The following is a 12,713-nucleotide window of genomic DNA, read 5'->3' as shown; positions in this document are numbered from 1 at the left end:
TGCTAACTCTGTGCATGCTACTATGCCGCCGCGCTGTAGCTCAGAAGATCGCGAATGATGGAAGACGAAATGCGGACATCGGTCGTATCGCCGTCCAGTTCGATCTTGTCGCTACCGTAACACCAAGCCACGGCAAGCGCTTTCACCTGCAATCCGGCCAACGTCTGCGCCGGAACCGCCTCGATCGCATCCACCAACCTGTCACTGATGGCATACGCTCGCTCAAAGGCATCGGGGTCTCGTCCGAGCGGATCGCAACGCTTCTCCTCCGCCCAAGCAACCTTCAACTGTTCCCCAAGCGCTATCAGGTGGCTGTCATCTGCCGCCAGAGCTGGAGCGAGGGCGGCAGTGTGAGACGTGGCGGCTACTACGATACCGGCTTTCAAAAGGGTGCGGCGGTTCATTACGCTGCCCTCGCCGACGCCGGAAACGCCTTAGCAAGAACGGCGAGTCCCTTAGCGGTGACGCGCACTTGCGTGGAGATCCATTCGGTCCCGTCCGGCCGAGGTCCGGTAGACACCTTATGCTCAAGATAGCCAGATGCCATCTTTGACTGGTACGCCAAATCTTCCTTGGCGCCGGCTCGACGATAAATCCAGCCGTTTGTTCTCATCCAACGGATGAGAATTTGCGGAGGAATGCCGAGGCTCTTGGCTGCCTCAGTCCGGCTGAAGGTTCCGGTGGCATCCGTCAAATGCTCCAGAGCTTCAACGTCGTGCTGCATCTCCTCGACCTTACTCTCGAGAGCGAGAACCTTCTCGACGTTCTCGAGGAGGAGATGACGGAGCAGGGAAGGATCGTTAAGGTTCGGCGCTGTCCCCGGCCGGTGACGGCTCTCCAGATCCTCCAACCGGTCAATGATGCGCGCACGAAGCTCGACGCTATATCCCGACACAAGGAGAAGCGTCTCGCGCTTTGGAAGATTGAAGCAAGCATGCTCCTTCCCCTGCCCGTCCAAATAGGTGCCCCCAAAATTGGGGAGACCTCCAAGGGCCTGCATCATGATGCGAATATCACGCATAACATGATCATGACGCTTGCCGGTCAGATCAGCGATTTCGCGGCTCGACATTGTCAGGGCGGCGCCCTGCGTGGTATTGATGATGTCATTCATTGAGGAAGTCCTTTTTCCTTGGTGAATTTGCTTTCCGACGCGCCAACGTCGGCATGCTTCCGAAGGTCGGGGCGCTCTTAAGCGGATGCCCCGGCCTTTTCTGTTTCAGCGTATGCTCGCTTGAGGTGATAGACGACCTCAGCGTTCATGGTTCTCTCATTCTCAATGGCAGCGAGCTTAATAGCCTTCCGAAGTCCGTCCGGAAGCCGAAGCATCAGCTTGTCTGCTTCTTGTGCTTTCCTCATTTCGTCTCCACAGTGTCACCGTGACACAAACGAAAGATGTCACGGTGCCATCCTTGCGTCAAGCGCCGCGATGCGTCACCGTGACTTTTATTTGCAGGTATTATCGATGTCCTCTGCCACAAGCCGCGAAAGCGACAAGTTTATGCTCCGCCTTCCCGACGGGATGCGCGACCACCTGAAAAAGCTTGCCGCTAAAAGTGGCCGAAGCCTGAACGCTGAGATCGTCCATCGGCTGGAGGTGTCGATCGGCTGGATTGATCTCCCGGAAATCCCTGGGCTCGACAAGGTCGACACTATCGACGCTGAACTGAGGGAGTTGCGGCACGATGTAGAAATTTACAAGCTTTTGTCCGAGAAGCTTGCCAAAGACCTGCAGGAACTACCGAAGTTGCCTCTGCCCTACGTTCCTACGATCGCTGATGACCAAATGGAAATGCTTGCACAACGCGTCGCAACCATCGTGGCAGAGGCATCAAAAAAGAGCGGCTCGTGATTGGCTGAACATTAGTCCGCCGGTCTTTCACGCTCCCTAATCGCCTCACTCTCGGCATCGACGGCTGACCGGAACGTCGTATCCATCGACTTGAGGATGGCAATCTCTTCACGTCTGACGATGTTACCGGTTATTTGGCACCAAGCTATGAACTCGTAGCTGCAAATAGCCGCCGGGCCGTTGAAGCCTGGCGTCAGTCCCTGCCGGATATCCCAGAACCAATCCCAGAGAAGCGCGCCGTCTTGAGGGACATCGACCTCGGGACTATTCGTCTCGAAGGCCTCGTTCCTCTCGCGGCGCGTCTCTCCATCTTTATCTCGGACGGAATCGTATCGGCCGACGACGGCTACGGCTTCGCAGAGCCTTTCGCCGAGGTCTTCGTAAAATTTGCGCGATCCTCGGAAGCAGCCGCCACCTGGTCATAGATCCAGCCAGCCTCCTCAAGCACTTCCCTGGCCGTCTCGAAGCTCAGCTCCGGCTTCGATCCCTTCCAGTCGTGGTCGCCCCAGTCCCACGATGCGACCGACGCGGCAGCCTTGTCGAGGTATTCGGCCTCGACCTTAGAAGTGGTCAGCTTCTTCTTGCGGCTGGCGAGGAACTTGTCGCTGTGCTGCCGAATGACCTTCTTGACTGCATCGGACTCTGCCGAGCGGATCATGAAGCGGATGCCAAGCGGCTCGTCGCTGACGGGATCGACGAGCTTGAGCTCGAACAGGTCTTCAGCGTTCACAAGGGTAGAGATATCCATTGGTCACCTTACGGAGTGGTTACGGGATCGACGCGGATCGGCAGCTGGTTGAGGCCGATCGTGTAGCGGGCAAGATCGAAGTCGTCAGAACCGCCGCCCGGATAGAGCGGGCCGGAGACAACGCCGCGGCTGTAGAAGATCGTGTTCGTCTTGCCGGGAGGGGCGTCGTTGCGCTCGATCTTGATGGCCATGTTGTTCTGGTTGAGCGGGTCACCAAAGCCGCGCAGTATTACCTGTCCTGCATCGTCGGCCACGTCGGCAACCTCGATCTGTGGGTCGCCGGCATTCGCAACGCCCTTCTGCTTCTGCGAAACAGCCTCATCGAGGGTATTGTAGACGTTGATGTTCGAGGTCGCGCCAAGGTCACCGATGTTGCCAACCTTACCGACCAATACCCAAGTCAGCGCCGCATAGGTGCTAGCTGTCAGGTCGGTGTTCTGCGCGGTGGCGCAAGCATAGACCTTGCTGCCCTTCTTCGTCGTCTTGTTTGCCATTTCTAGGCCTCCGGTTCAAAAGCGATGTAGGGAATGCTGACCGGGATCATGAGCCGATCAGTATCTTGAAGCGGGCTTGCGGCCCATGGCTCGCTGCTGATCGTGATCCTCACGTCAGAAGCGAATAGCGTTTCATTCTTGAAGCGGTTGACGATCGCGCCAGCCACCTCGAGCCCATCGAGGATGCCCTTCCCGACCGGCCACATGACCGATACTTGCATGATCCCGATCTTCTGCTGAGGGTCATCGCCCAGCGTGACCTGTCGCGTCCGGTTCGGTAGGAAGTCGACCTTCAGGTACTTGTCGGGTTTGGTCTGCCCCGCAGCTGGAAAGGTGACGTTCGGACCCGCGATCGGCAGAACGCCAGGCATTGTCCGCAGGCGGGCTTGCAAGGCCTCGAATATGATTGCGTCGGTTGTGACCGCCATGTATCGCTAACCCATGTCAGAGAAACCGCCCATTCCGGACAGCGAGATCTATGACCTCCTGCAGGAGGTTTGGTTGACGCTCGCGCGTGAGGAAGGTCAGACCGATTTCGGCAACAACACGCTGAAAGCTGCTCGACTGGCGATATTCTCGTTGCAGATGGCCATGACCATGAAGGGCGAGCAGATCACAGACCGAACGCCTTCCGAACCCTCTCCGCATTCCGATTGACGATCGCATCCCAGTTCTGAGCTGCTGATCGCACAAAAGCTGCCGGCGGCCGGCCATTGGCTCCATACTCCTGATGTGCCGCGTAAGCGGCGGTGTATCCGAAATACAAGTCGTCATCGAGCGACGCGCCAGCGATGACTGCCTCGACCGTGCCGAAGTCAAAGGCGTACTTCTGCCCGCCCGCTGGGTTGGCCTTAGGATTAATCGCCGGCATGGCCGACGTTGATGCCATCAGCGAAGCCCAGAGGAAGCCCGTATCGTATGGGAGCCGACCGCCATCGACATCGATCGTCTGCATCTCCTTGACGACCTCTTGAGCGCTTTCGTTTCGGACGGCTTCTATGGCTTCTGGCACCGCTTCCGCCCAGCGAGCCACCGCAGCAGAAAAGGATAGGCTTGCCATCAGGCGGCCCGCGCTCGGTACCGGCGAAGGCCAGCCGCGATGTAATCGATGCGGTATTCCAGACGACACCTACAGCCGATCTTGTGCCTCGCTGGAATGCCTGGGGCATGCGGAAACATTAGCAATGTGCCGTCCGATGCAACGAACGCCTGATCGAGCGGCACGCCCTCTGCCTTATAACGGGCCGCCATCTCGATATGCTGCATTCGCGGATGCTCTGATCCAGAGTGCAGCCAGTGCTTCGTGACATCCTGAGCGGCAATCTTCCCGCTCCCGATCTGCTGCCGGATAGCGTTATCGCGAACGGCGAAAAGCGCCGACCTGGTTTCCTCAAGGCCGATCATCTCGCCACGCAAGCGAAGATTGTTATCGGATAGCCTACCGATCATGCGCTGGATCAGCGCCTCGTCCACTGCCCGTCCCTCGCGAATAGCCTTGGTCACTGATCGGTCGAAGCGCTTATCGCGCGTTTTAAGGTCGAGATAGGCCTTCATCGTCGTTGGGTCGCCCGACTGAAGGTTCTCTCGAGCCCTAGTGATGAAATCCACCTGCCGAGACGTCAGGCCGATCGTGCCGCCTTCCCTGCGACCTGTCACGCGGTTCACGCGCCCGATGACGTCGAGCGCCGTAGCCGTGGGGTTCTTCCCTTGGGCGAGCCCAGTTTCGAAGGCCGTGCGGAGTGCCTGGCGCTGATCTTCGGTGATATTGGCCACCAACATCGACGACTGCTCGCGGATGAGGCGCTCGGCTTCCAGATTGCGCACACCGAACTGGAACAAGACGCGCGTACCGTCCGCAGCTACCAAAGAAGGCAAGCTCTGAACGAAGCTGACGCCGCCAGTATTGAAGGCCTCCCGCAGGGCAAGCTCCAGCGCTGCGAATGCCTCCGGATCGAACTGGATAGCCGCGACCGCTCCTGAGATGTCGCCGCGCTCCAGACGCTTCACTACCGTCTTCATCAGTACGCCTGACTTGATGCTCTCAATAGCATCACGGAACGCCTTGGCGACGCGCGGCTCGTATTGCGCAAGCAGCTCTTCGAACGTCATGCCAAGCGCCCCTGCACGATATGCACAACGTTGACGATGCCGTCGTAGTTGTTCGGATCTGCGTTGATGACGTGGTACTCGACCCCGCCAGCGGAGACGATGTCACCGACCTGTGGCACGACAGCCAGGCCGACCGAGGAGATGTAGATCTGCCGGTCGGTGGTCAGGATCGTCGTCCCGTTGATGTATCGCTGGTCATAGGTCATCGGCACCAGCGTGGCCGGGTAGACTGTTTCCGTGCCGTCACCGCCCAAGACCGGGTCGGGAGGCGTGATGCGCTTGACGGTGCCCTCTTGCCCGAATTCCTCGATCAACTCATGGGCAACCGCCTGGATTTCTGCATAATCGAACGTCGCCATCAGCAGCCCACCGACCAGAGGCCAAGGCAGACGAGATCCTCATCCTTGAGGAACGGCGCCAGCATGCCATCGACGATCGAGATCAGCGGCGTGATGGCCGAGGCCGTGCCGTCGTCCTTCGCCGTCTGGTATTCCTTCTCGATCTGGCCGACCTTCACGCGCTTAACGGCTCCAGAGGACGTGCCGATCGCCGTAAGGCTCCCCGGCTTCAGCCCTTCCTGATAGGCGGCCTGGTAAGAGGCGTTGATCACCGCAGGCGGGACCACATCGGAAGGCAAGAGCTTACCGTTGACGATCGCACGCTCGCGCGGCCACTGGCGATCCTGCAGCGGGTCAACCACGCTGCCAAGGAAGCGAGAGCCATACACCGCATCGATGTATTGGCTCCCGCGATTGCGAAGGACGGCCGGCGACGGCGCGGTTCCCGACAGGACATAGCCGTTATCAGTCAGCCAGGATGCGAAGCCCGTATCGTCGCCGTAGCCTGCCATTGATCAGGCTTCCTTCTTGTTCAGTTCGACGAAGGCGGCTTTGTCCTCATCGGTCAGCTCTTCGAAGCCTTCGAGGTCATCCTTGCGGAGGGCCTTCGTCACTTCCTCGCCATCGAGAGTGATGACCGAATATCCACCACCCTTCTTTTTGACGGCATAACCTTCATCAGCAGGGTTGGTTACGGGCTGCGCGCCCTCTACTGGACCGCCGGAGAGAATATCAAACCGGCCATTCCAGCCCGTGAAATCGTCTGCGACTTCCATTTCGTGGCCGACCGGCATCTCTTTGCCGTCCTTGCCATAGATGCCGGTGGAATCAAGTCCTGCCGGCGCTTTCAAACGGATCTTCATGAGATCGCTCTCCTGTTGAGATTGGATGGCCCCGCCCGAAGGCGAGGCGCGCTATCAGGTATTTGTGCTGTAGAACACACCCGATTTACCGTTGTAGTCCGCCCGGATCTCGAGGCCGAGCGCGCCCATCTTCAGGAACTGGTAGTTCGCCGTCGGGTACTGGCGCGGCATAGCGGTCGTGTTGACGGCCATACCGATCAGAGGACGGATGAACTCAGACGAGGGAACAAAGCCGAAGAACTCATTGCCCGAGAGCTTGAAGGTCACTTCGATCTTGTTGATGCGGCGGTTGGTCAGCAGGTACTGCAGCAACGTACCGCCCTTGAAGCCGTTCGCGCCGGAGTACGAGCGGTCGAGGTTACGACCGATCTCAGGCGAGACGTAGATGTTGACCTTGCCGGTGATGAGCTGGGCGTCGAGCATGGCGCCAAGCGTCTGGGTGAAGAAGTTGTCGATCGCGTCCGAAGTCGTGGCCGCCGACGTGAGGTCGATGTTCGCACCGGACGCGCCGATGTTGATCGCCTTCGCCAGCGGGTTGCTGCGGATCCCGGTACCGGAGTAGCCCTGGAAGACGATGGAGGTATCGCCGTTCAGGACGTAGTCGGCCTGGTCCTTCTTGATCTTGGCGTTGGCCGCTTCTTCGTCATCAGCGATGGCGTCGAAGTTCTCGGACTGCAGGGTGTTCCATTCGCGCCATTCACGGCCATAGCCGTCCTGGAAGATCGGAACCGGCGTGCCGCGGTACGCATAGACGACCTTGTCCATCGGTACCGGCACCTGACCCGACATCGAGCGGATGACGGGGTTCGCGGAATCCGATGCCACGCGGGTCATGCTGACGAGCTTGCCGATGTTGATCGGACGAGCGAGCGCCATCAGGTCGCGCATGTAGACTTCGCCTTCGTCATCACGAAGAACGCGGCGGGTGATACTGTCGATTTCCATCCATGCGTCGCGAGGAAGGACGGCGGCAGCATTCGAGAGCGACGCCATATGATCTTCGATCTGATGGAAGTGCTCACGATTGACGGACACGTCTGCCCACCACTCCGCATGAGGGCGGGAGTTGGCGACGAGCTGTTCGGAGAAGTATCGCATGGGTTCAGCTCCTTACGCCGATGCCAGGTTGCCCTTGGCCACGCGCGCGCGGACAAGCTGATCGGCACCTGAGGTGTTGTTGTATGCCTCCTCGGCAAACGCGATGATGCGATTACCAGTGGCGGCAAGAACGAACTTGCCGGAGGCGTTGGTGGTCAGGCCTGCGCCTCGCGTCACGTTGGTGCCGGTGGGCACTCGGACGTTGAAGAACTGCTCGTCAAGCATTTCCATGCCGATGATACGGTCGTTGGCCAACCAGGCGTCATCAACGCCCTTCATTGCGAGGTAGTTATCCTGCGCAATGTAGATCTTGGCGTTGGATGCTGCGCCGGCCTGGGCGAAGCTCGAACCGGACTCGACAAGTGCGGTCCCGGGCAGGATGGCAGCAGCGCAAAGACGCTCCTGCACCTGCGGCAGGTTCTCGGAGACCGGACCTGCATAGATCTTGTTATAGCGGGCCATGGGTTACTCTCCCTTCGGAGGCTGGAAGCCGTTTGCCTTAACGACACCGTTGAAGGCGGAGTTGAGGGCGGCGGCAGCCTTGGGGTCTGCCTTTGGCGCCAGAGCGCGCAGAGTGGCGAGCGGCGTGGCCTTTGCCGTGGCTTCGTCCAGCACCTTCGCGTTGACGATCTTGGTGACGAGCTCAGCGTGCTCGGCATCGTCCTTGGCCTTCTGGTTCGCAACCATGGCGGTGTGGGCGTCCGTCAGCGGCTTGACGGCAGCGTTGACGGCTGCGGTCACGGCGTCGGCGATGGTCTTGTTCATCGCCTCGTTCGGCTTTCCTTCCGAGAGGGCGTCAACCTTCGCGGAAAGCGCCTTGATCTGTTCTTCAACAGTCATGTCGAGTTCCTTTGTGTTCGTGGATGGTTCCCGCCCGGAGCCGATGGCGTCCATGATTGCGGATTTCACTTTCTCCCAGACGCTGATGTTCTGTCGGCGCATGAGAGCTTCGACGAGGCGAGTGCCCGCCCAATCGATCTCCTGGTCAGCAGCATCCGTCATGGCGGAGTTGATGACCTCAATCTCTTCGAATTCGCCCTTGGCGTTGACCAGCATGCCGACGCCTTGATCAGGGGTGGCAGCGCCATCCTCGTTGAGGAGGATGGCATCGTGGTCGAACACCATGGCGCGGGCGACGCGCTTGTGATCGTCGGCGTTGACCGCCTCCATGATAGCGAGGAGGCCGGTAGAAGTGTGGATCGGGCCGCCGGCCTCGATCGCCGCCAGGACCGCCTTCCCGCCTTCCGAGCGATTGGCGACCTCGACGTCGATCACCTTGTCGAGGAGTACGCGACCGCCCTCTTGACGCACATTCTCGTTCCATGCGCCGATGTAGCCGATATTCAGGCCTTCAGGATCGCGAGCCGAGACGAACTTGCCGTTCACCAGTGGGTGACCTAGCGGAGCGGGCGACCGATTGAGTGTTTGATAGCTCTTGGCGATCTCCTCGGCCGGGTACTTGATCCCGTTCATAATGATGTTGTCGGGCAAGGTGGCCGACGGGACGATCACCAGATCGCGGCCGTTGCGCTTTTCCTTGCGGACAGCCTTCACGTTCGCCAGTGTCCTGACGTTCACACGCACCTGATTGGGCATGGGATTTCCTCTAGGTTTTGCTGCGATTGCGCAGCGGAACGAACCCGATCGGGCCGGTCTCTTCTACGGAGAAGATGTCATTGCCCGAGGCGTCGAGAAGGCCGGTCTTTTTCACCTGGCGATCTTTTTCAATGACGAATTCAGCGGTGGAAGCCTGCCCCCACTCGGTGAAGAATGTCCCGCCAGTGGTCACGTAGCGCTTCATGCTGCATCCTCTTTTCCAGGAGGTGTGACGGCCGCGTCGATCTCGTCGTCGGTCGCGTCATCGCGGAACTTGTCGGCGTCACTCAGCGGCTCGTAGCCGACTGCCGCCCGGATCTCGTCGTCGGTAAAGACGTAGACAGAGCCGCCCATCTTCTGATTGACTCCGGCCATCTTGTCGGCGCGATCGACCTTCTCGGACATTGACGCCTCGGTGAGGTCGGCCCAGTCGATGAACCAGTCCTTCTCGTCGAGGATGCCGAAGCGCTCGAGGCGGTCGATCAGCAGCCGGATGTTCGGGATAGTCTGGTTGGCACGGCGGGACATGTTGGTCTGCGCCCACTCGTCCGCGTCTTCCTGGCTGGCGCGCTCCCCGGTCTGCATCCCGACGAGAACCTTCACCGGGATGTTGATCGATGCGGCAAAGTCCTGCAGAGCCACCGCATAGAAGTGCTCAGGCGATGGCAGGGTGATGTTCAGCGTCTTGGCCTGCATCCCCATAATCATGAGCAACTGGTCAAAGCCGGCATTCCAGTCGGCGACCTGCTCGTTCATCTTGTCGGCGAGATCCTCGATGCCCACGCCCATGGCCTTTGCCATCTCGGCGATCTTGGCTTCCTTGTCGACCTCAAGGACGGGCGCGCTCTTCGCGTTCTTCCAGAAGCCCTCGCCGCCGGCGCCCCTCACCTTCTCCATGTCGACCAGGGAGTTGTAGCCGGGTTCCAGCGCCGACGAGCCGTTGACCGAGCCGTCCTTTGACCAGACGATGATGCGGTCTGGGTGGATTGAGATCTGTCGCGGCTGCTGCTTGTTCGTTTCAACGGCGGACTCGCTGAACTGGAACATCTTCGGCTGGCCGTAGGTCTCTGACGTCTCGACCGTGTCCCACTCCGAAACCTTGAGCTGTCCTTCCCATGCCGGGATGACCTCGACCAGGCCCATCAGGCCACCAGTCACGGTCCCAACCGGCTGGTTGAATGCTTGCCCGTCAGCGAAACGGAGGATGACGCCGGCATAGGCACCCACCATCGACATGCGATCGGCTTCAGCCAGGCGCGTCCACAGGCGGAGATCATCGAAGCGCTGGCGGATCTGCTTCTCGAGCGGCGTTTCCTTCGCCGTACCCTTCTGCGAGCCGTCGCGTTCCTTTTCCAGCAGGAAGGGATTGTCCTGCCACGTCTTGCGGATCGTCTTATCGACCCCTGCCGCGGCGATCCCGTTGCGGGAGTACATCCGGTAGAGCTGCTCGAACGTCAGGCTCGTGGGATAGCCGAAATCCTTGTAGTGGTCGTGCTTGGGCGTCGTTCCCGGGAAAAAGGCCGGGAACATGCTGTCGAGGCGGCGCTGCACATAGTTGGCCAGCCGTACAACTTGGTTCATCGGTTCTTCTTCCTCAGGAACATGGCGACGGACGGGCCGGTCGCGATGTTGACGTTGTCGGCGGCGATCACCGCATCGGCGAGGTTGTGCGACTTCACGCCCAGGTCTTTCTTGAGCTTGAGCTTTGGCACGACCCGCTTCTTTCCTTCACTCTCGACCCACCACGGCACGCAAAGCTCGGTGAACAGGGCATCCAGCTTCTCTTTCCCCATCTCTGAGGAGAACGAGAGGATGTCCTCCGGCTTGATTGGCTGCCCCCTGACGACGGCGTTGAACGTGAGCATGGCGCGGCGGGCCGTATTGGCCCACGCCTGCGCCTTCAGGTTCAGATACTCATCCTTGTTCAGCGGGCTATTGCTGTTCTGCGGGTCGCTCGGCTTGTCGCCATCCATGACCCCGCCACCAGCGTGGAAGGCGAAATGCTCGACCTTTGCGTCGTTCGTCTCGTTCTGCTCGTCGATGTAACCGCCGACGAAGGCGCCAACGCCGATCGTGTCATAGGACACCGTCGCGCCAGCATGCTTGGCCTTGGCCCAGACGCGCTTAGCATTCTGCACCAGCTCATCCTTGCCCGACGCCCAGTCCTCGGCATCCGTGAAGACGCCTTCGATCTTGTCGGCCGTCGCACTCTTGTCCTCGCCATCATCGGCTGGGTCGAAACCAATGATGTTCCGACCGGTGACATCGATCTTGAGCACCTTGTGGGCATCGACGCAGGCGTCGAGCCACTTGCGCTTGAAGATCGATAGCTCGCTGTCGCCGAGCGGTACCCCGCCGTAGACGTGCTCGAACTTCTCCGGATCTCGTTCCCGCATCGCTGCGATGTCGCGCAATGCCTTCGACGATAGGAACGGGTTCTCCGTGTAGTCGATCTTCCGGACCACACAGTGAGGCGGCACGTTGACGACGAAGTTCTTCCAGACGTAGTCGGTGACCAGCTTCGGGTTGAACAGCAGGATCGCCAGGCTGTCCTCTTTGCGGATCGTCGGGCCGATGACGGTCCATTGATCCTCGGTCAGCTTCTCCGCTTCTTCCACCCAGAGGATGTCGACGTCGGACGTGCCCTTGATGTCCTCAAGGTTTCGCTCGATGCCGTAGAAGATGAATTCTGCACCGGTGCGCCGGTGGATGATCGTCGTCTTCTGGACGTCGAAGGCGGCTTCCAGTCCAAGATGAGCGATCGCCCACTTCAGTTCGGTATAGACCGAATCTTGAATGCGGTTCTGGAAGCGCCGGATGCAGAGAACCCGCATCCTGACGCCAACATGATCGACCAGGCGGACCAGCTGGCACGCCGTGTCTCTCGTCTTCGAGCTCGAGCGGCCACCGTGAAGGACAGCAATGTCGGCTTGGCCGAGAAAGACCTGCTCCCAAAAGTCATGCAGTGCCGGGTTGGTCAGGTGGGTGGTGGCGTCTAGCTCTTTTCGCTGCGCAGCACTTCCCGCCATGTTCTCGTCTCGGTCTGTATGGGTGCGCCGTCCTTGCCGGTGTGCTCGTGGCGCTCGACGAACATGCCAAGGTGCTTACCGATGTCGACCAGGGCGCCCTTCTTGTCGTGAAGCTTCAGCTTGATGCCGCCGGTCGAGTTCTGGCTGATCTCGGCAATCGCGCCGGCCGTGTCATCATCGATCTCGTCGCTGGCGATCAGCTGCACATTGTTGGTGACGACGTTCTTGATCACCAGCGTGTCACCACCGTCGGGATTGTCTTCCTCGGTCACCAGGGTGCCCTGCCACTTGATGGCCTTGCGGATATCAGCAAAGCCGATCTTGGCCAGCTCAGCTAGAACGCGCTCCTTGGTGATCGCGAGCTTGTCGATGGCCTTTTCGGTGGCCTTGCGCTCGACAACCTGCTCCCACTCCAAAAGCTCCGAGACGCGGTCTTGAATGCTTTGCTTTTGCTTTAATGTCGCAGCGTTACCACGGTTCGCTTTAAAGCCGGCATCCTGGTAGGCTTGATCTGATGTCTTGCCTTTGGCCAACTCTTGCGCGAATTTCTCGTGCCGTGCATTTTTTAGGACTGGCATGGGTCAAC

At 59.6% G+C, this 12,713-nt stretch carries 19 protein-coding genes; 1 reads left to right on the top strand and 18 read right to left on the bottom strand.

Annotated elements, in window-relative coordinates; all coding sequences use genetic code 11:
- Positions 1-20: 20 nt before the first annotated feature.
- From AC1DOG_RS02815 to AC1DOG_RS02805, 3 genes are all read right to left on the bottom strand, one after another.
- Positions 21-404 carry a hypothetical protein gene (locus AC1DOG_RS02815; RefSeq protein ID WP_477926741.1) on the bottom strand — a complete coding sequence of 128 codons (384 nt, stop codon included), beginning with the start codon at positions 402-404 and terminating at the stop codon, positions 21-23.
- On the bottom strand, positions 404-1,114 hold the full coding sequence (locus AC1DOG_RS02810; protein ID WP_477926740.1) for a phage antirepressor KilAC domain-containing protein: 711 nt from the start codon (positions 1,112-1,114) through the stop codon (positions 404-406). Before AC1DOG_RS02810 ends, AC1DOG_RS02815 begins: the two co-directional genes overlap by 1 nt.
- Positions 1,115-1,191: 77 nt before the next feature.
- On the bottom strand, positions 1,192-1,359 hold the full coding sequence (locus tag AC1DOG_RS02805; RefSeq protein WP_477926739.1) for an Arc family DNA-binding protein: 168 nt from the start codon (positions 1,357-1,359) through the stop codon (positions 1,192-1,194).
- 106 nt (positions 1,360-1,465) lie between these two features.
- Between AC1DOG_RS02805 and AC1DOG_RS02800 the strand changes: the two genes are divergently transcribed.
- Positions 1,466-1,852 (top strand): Arc family DNA-binding protein, encoded by a 387-nt coding sequence (locus AC1DOG_RS02800; protein WP_470423835.1) that lies wholly within the window; start codon positions 1,466-1,468, stop codon positions 1,850-1,852.
- A 346-nt stretch (positions 1,853-2,198) separates the two neighbouring features.
- Here the strand turns inward: AC1DOG_RS02800 and AC1DOG_RS02795 are convergent, their stop codons facing one another.
- The 15 genes from AC1DOG_RS02795 to AC1DOG_RS02725 form a co-directional block, all read right to left on the bottom strand.
- On the bottom strand, positions 2,199-2,600 hold the full coding sequence (locus tag AC1DOG_RS02795) for a hypothetical protein (RefSeq protein ID WP_148199562.1): 402 nt from the start codon (positions 2,598-2,600) through the stop codon (positions 2,199-2,201).
- 8 nt (positions 2,601-2,608) lie between these two features.
- Positions 2,609-3,094: a hypothetical protein gene (locus AC1DOG_RS02790; RefSeq protein WP_289726650.1), complete on the bottom strand. Its 486-nt coding sequence runs from the start codon at positions 3,092-3,094 to the stop codon at positions 2,609-2,611.
- Positions 3,095-3,096: 2 nt separating this feature from the next.
- Complete coding sequence (locus AC1DOG_RS02785) at positions 3,097-3,522, bottom strand: phage tail terminator-like protein (RefSeq protein WP_477926738.1); 426 nt, start codon at positions 3,520-3,522, stop codon at positions 3,097-3,099.
- Positions 3,523-3,707: 185 nt separating this feature from the next.
- Positions 3,708-4,154, bottom strand: a complete 447-nt coding sequence (locus tag AC1DOG_RS02780) for an HK97 gp10 family phage protein (protein ID WP_477926737.1) — start codon at positions 4,152-4,154, stop codon at positions 3,708-3,710.
- Positions 4,154-5,203, bottom strand: a complete 1,050-nt coding sequence (locus AC1DOG_RS02775; protein ID WP_477926736.1) for a head morphogenesis protein — start codon at positions 5,201-5,203, stop codon at positions 4,154-4,156. Before AC1DOG_RS02775 ends, AC1DOG_RS02780 begins: the two co-directional genes overlap by 1 nt.
- Positions 5,200-5,562, bottom strand: a complete 363-nt coding sequence (locus AC1DOG_RS02770; protein ID WP_477926735.1) for a hypothetical protein — start codon at positions 5,560-5,562, stop codon at positions 5,200-5,202. The genes AC1DOG_RS02775 and AC1DOG_RS02770 overlap by 4 nt, the downstream gene beginning before the upstream one ends.
- Positions 5,562-6,053: a DnaT-like ssDNA-binding protein gene (locus AC1DOG_RS02765; protein ID WP_477926734.1), complete on the bottom strand. Its 492-nt coding sequence runs from the start codon at positions 6,051-6,053 to the stop codon at positions 5,562-5,564. The genes AC1DOG_RS02770 and AC1DOG_RS02765 overlap by 1 nt, the downstream gene beginning before the upstream one ends.
- A 3-nt stretch (positions 6,054-6,056) precedes the next feature.
- A complete protein-coding gene (locus tag AC1DOG_RS02760) occupies positions 6,057-6,404 on the bottom strand; it encodes a hypothetical protein (protein ID WP_477926733.1) in 348 nt (115 codons plus the stop codon).
- Positions 6,405-6,458: 54 nt separating this feature from the next.
- Complete coding sequence (locus AC1DOG_RS02755) at positions 6,459-7,502, bottom strand: major capsid protein (protein WP_477926732.1); 1,044 nt, start codon at positions 7,500-7,502, stop codon at positions 6,459-6,461.
- A gap of 12 nt (positions 7,503-7,514) precedes the next feature.
- The gene (locus tag AC1DOG_RS02750; protein WP_477926731.1) at positions 7,515-7,964 is read right to left on the bottom strand and encodes a hypothetical protein; all 450 of its coding nucleotides are present in this window, start codon (positions 7,962-7,964) and stop codon (positions 7,515-7,517) included.
- Positions 7,965-7,967: 3 nt separating this feature from the next.
- Positions 7,968-9,098 (bottom strand): hypothetical protein, encoded by a 1,131-nt coding sequence (locus AC1DOG_RS02745; RefSeq protein WP_477926730.1) that lies wholly within the window; start codon positions 9,096-9,098, stop codon positions 7,968-7,970.
- Between the two features lie 10 nt (positions 9,099-9,108).
- Complete coding sequence (locus AC1DOG_RS02740) at positions 9,109-9,303, bottom strand: hypothetical protein (RefSeq protein WP_477831594.1); 195 nt, start codon at positions 9,301-9,303, stop codon at positions 9,109-9,111.
- Positions 9,300-10,679 carry an anti-CBASS protein Acb1 family protein gene (locus tag AC1DOG_RS02735; protein WP_477926729.1) on the bottom strand — a complete coding sequence of 460 codons (1,380 nt, stop codon included), beginning with the start codon at positions 10,677-10,679 and terminating at the stop codon, positions 9,300-9,302. The genes AC1DOG_RS02740 and AC1DOG_RS02735 overlap by 4 nt, the downstream gene beginning before the upstream one ends.
- Positions 10,676-12,127, bottom strand: a complete 1,452-nt coding sequence (locus AC1DOG_RS02730) for a PBSX family phage terminase large subunit (protein WP_477926728.1) — start codon at positions 12,125-12,127, stop codon at positions 10,676-10,678. The genes AC1DOG_RS02735 and AC1DOG_RS02730 overlap by 4 nt, the downstream gene beginning before the upstream one ends.
- Entirely contained in the window at positions 12,094-12,705 is a 612-nt protein-coding gene (locus tag AC1DOG_RS02725; RefSeq protein WP_477926727.1) for a terminase small subunit, read from the bottom strand. The genes AC1DOG_RS02730 and AC1DOG_RS02725 overlap by 34 nt, the downstream gene beginning before the upstream one ends.
- Positions 12,706-12,713 lie beyond the last annotated feature (8 nt).

Source organism: Rhizobium sp. 01N48 (assembly GCF_056399145.1).
The sequence above is the reverse complement of the archived record's forward strand: the minus strand, read 5'-3'. Positions and strand labels throughout refer to the sequence as shown.

What these genes read in the sequence shown, in the direction of transcription:
- AC1DOG_RS02760 (WP_477926733.1), bottom strand. Translation starts at nt 6,404, where the DNA reads ATGAAGATCCGTTTGAAAGCGCCGGCAGGACTTGATTCCACCGGCATC.
- AC1DOG_RS02800 (WP_470423835.1), top strand. Translation starts at nt 1,466, where the DNA reads ATGTCCTCTGCCACAAGCCGCGAAAGCGACAAGTTTATGCTCCGCCTT.
- AC1DOG_RS02750 (WP_477926731.1), bottom strand. Translation starts at nt 7,964, where the DNA reads ATGGCCCGCTATAACAAGATCTATGCAGGTCCGGTCTCCGAGAACCTG.
- AC1DOG_RS02755 (WP_477926732.1), bottom strand. Translation starts at nt 7,502, where the DNA reads ATGCGATACTTCTCCGAACAGCTCGTCGCCAACTCCCGCCCTCATGCG.
- AC1DOG_RS02795 (WP_148199562.1), bottom strand. Translation starts at nt 2,600, where the DNA reads ATGGATATCTCTACCCTTGTGAACGCTGAAGACCTGTTCGAGCTCAAG.
- AC1DOG_RS02765 (WP_477926734.1), bottom strand. Translation starts at nt 6,053, where the DNA reads ATGGCAGGCTACGGCGACGATACGGGCTTCGCATCCTGGCTGACTGAT.
- AC1DOG_RS02775 (WP_477926736.1), bottom strand. Translation starts at nt 5,203, where the DNA reads ATGACGTTCGAAGAGCTGCTTGCGCAATACGAGCCGCGCGTCGCCAAG.
- AC1DOG_RS02810 (WP_477926740.1), bottom strand. Translation starts at nt 1,114, where the DNA reads ATGAATGACATCATCAATACCACGCAGGGCGCCGCCCTGACAATGTCG.
- AC1DOG_RS02725 (WP_477926727.1), bottom strand. Translation starts at nt 12,705, where the DNA reads ATGCCAGTCCTAAAAAATGCACGGCACGAGAAATTCGCGCAAGAGTTG.
- AC1DOG_RS02770 (WP_477926735.1), bottom strand. Translation starts at nt 5,562, where the DNA reads ATGGCGACGTTCGATTATGCAGAAATCCAGGCGGTTGCCCATGAGTTG.
- AC1DOG_RS02735 (WP_477926729.1), bottom strand. Translation starts at nt 10,679, where the DNA reads ATGAACCAAGTTGTACGGCTGGCCAACTATGTGCAGCGCCGCCTCGAC.
- AC1DOG_RS02745 (WP_477926730.1), bottom strand. Translation starts at nt 9,098, where the DNA reads ATGCCCAATCAGGTGCGTGTGAACGTCAGGACACTGGCGAACGTGAAG.
- AC1DOG_RS02815 (WP_477926741.1), bottom strand. Translation starts at nt 404, where the DNA reads ATGAACCGCCGCACCCTTTTGAAAGCCGGTATCGTAGTAGCCGCCACG.
- AC1DOG_RS02780 (WP_477926737.1), bottom strand. Translation starts at nt 4,154, where the DNA reads ATGGCAAGCCTATCCTTTTCTGCTGCGGTGGCTCGCTGGGCGGAAGCG.
- AC1DOG_RS02730 (WP_477926728.1), bottom strand. Translation starts at nt 12,127, where the DNA reads ATGGCGGGAAGTGCTGCGCAGCGAAAAGAGCTAGACGCCACCACCCAC.
- AC1DOG_RS02785 (WP_477926738.1), bottom strand. Translation starts at nt 3,522, where the DNA reads ATGGCGGTCACAACCGACGCAATCATATTCGAGGCCTTGCAAGCCCGC.
- AC1DOG_RS02805 (WP_477926739.1), bottom strand. Translation starts at nt 1,359, where the DNA reads ATGAGGAAAGCACAAGAAGCAGACAAGCTGATGCTTCGGCTTCCGGAC.
- AC1DOG_RS02790 (WP_289726650.1), bottom strand. Translation starts at nt 3,094, where the DNA reads ATGGCAAACAAGACGACGAAGAAGGGCAGCAAGGTCTATGCTTGCGCC.
- AC1DOG_RS02740 (WP_477831594.1), bottom strand. Translation starts at nt 9,303, where the DNA reads ATGAAGCGCTACGTGACCACTGGCGGGACATTCTTCACCGAGTGGGGG.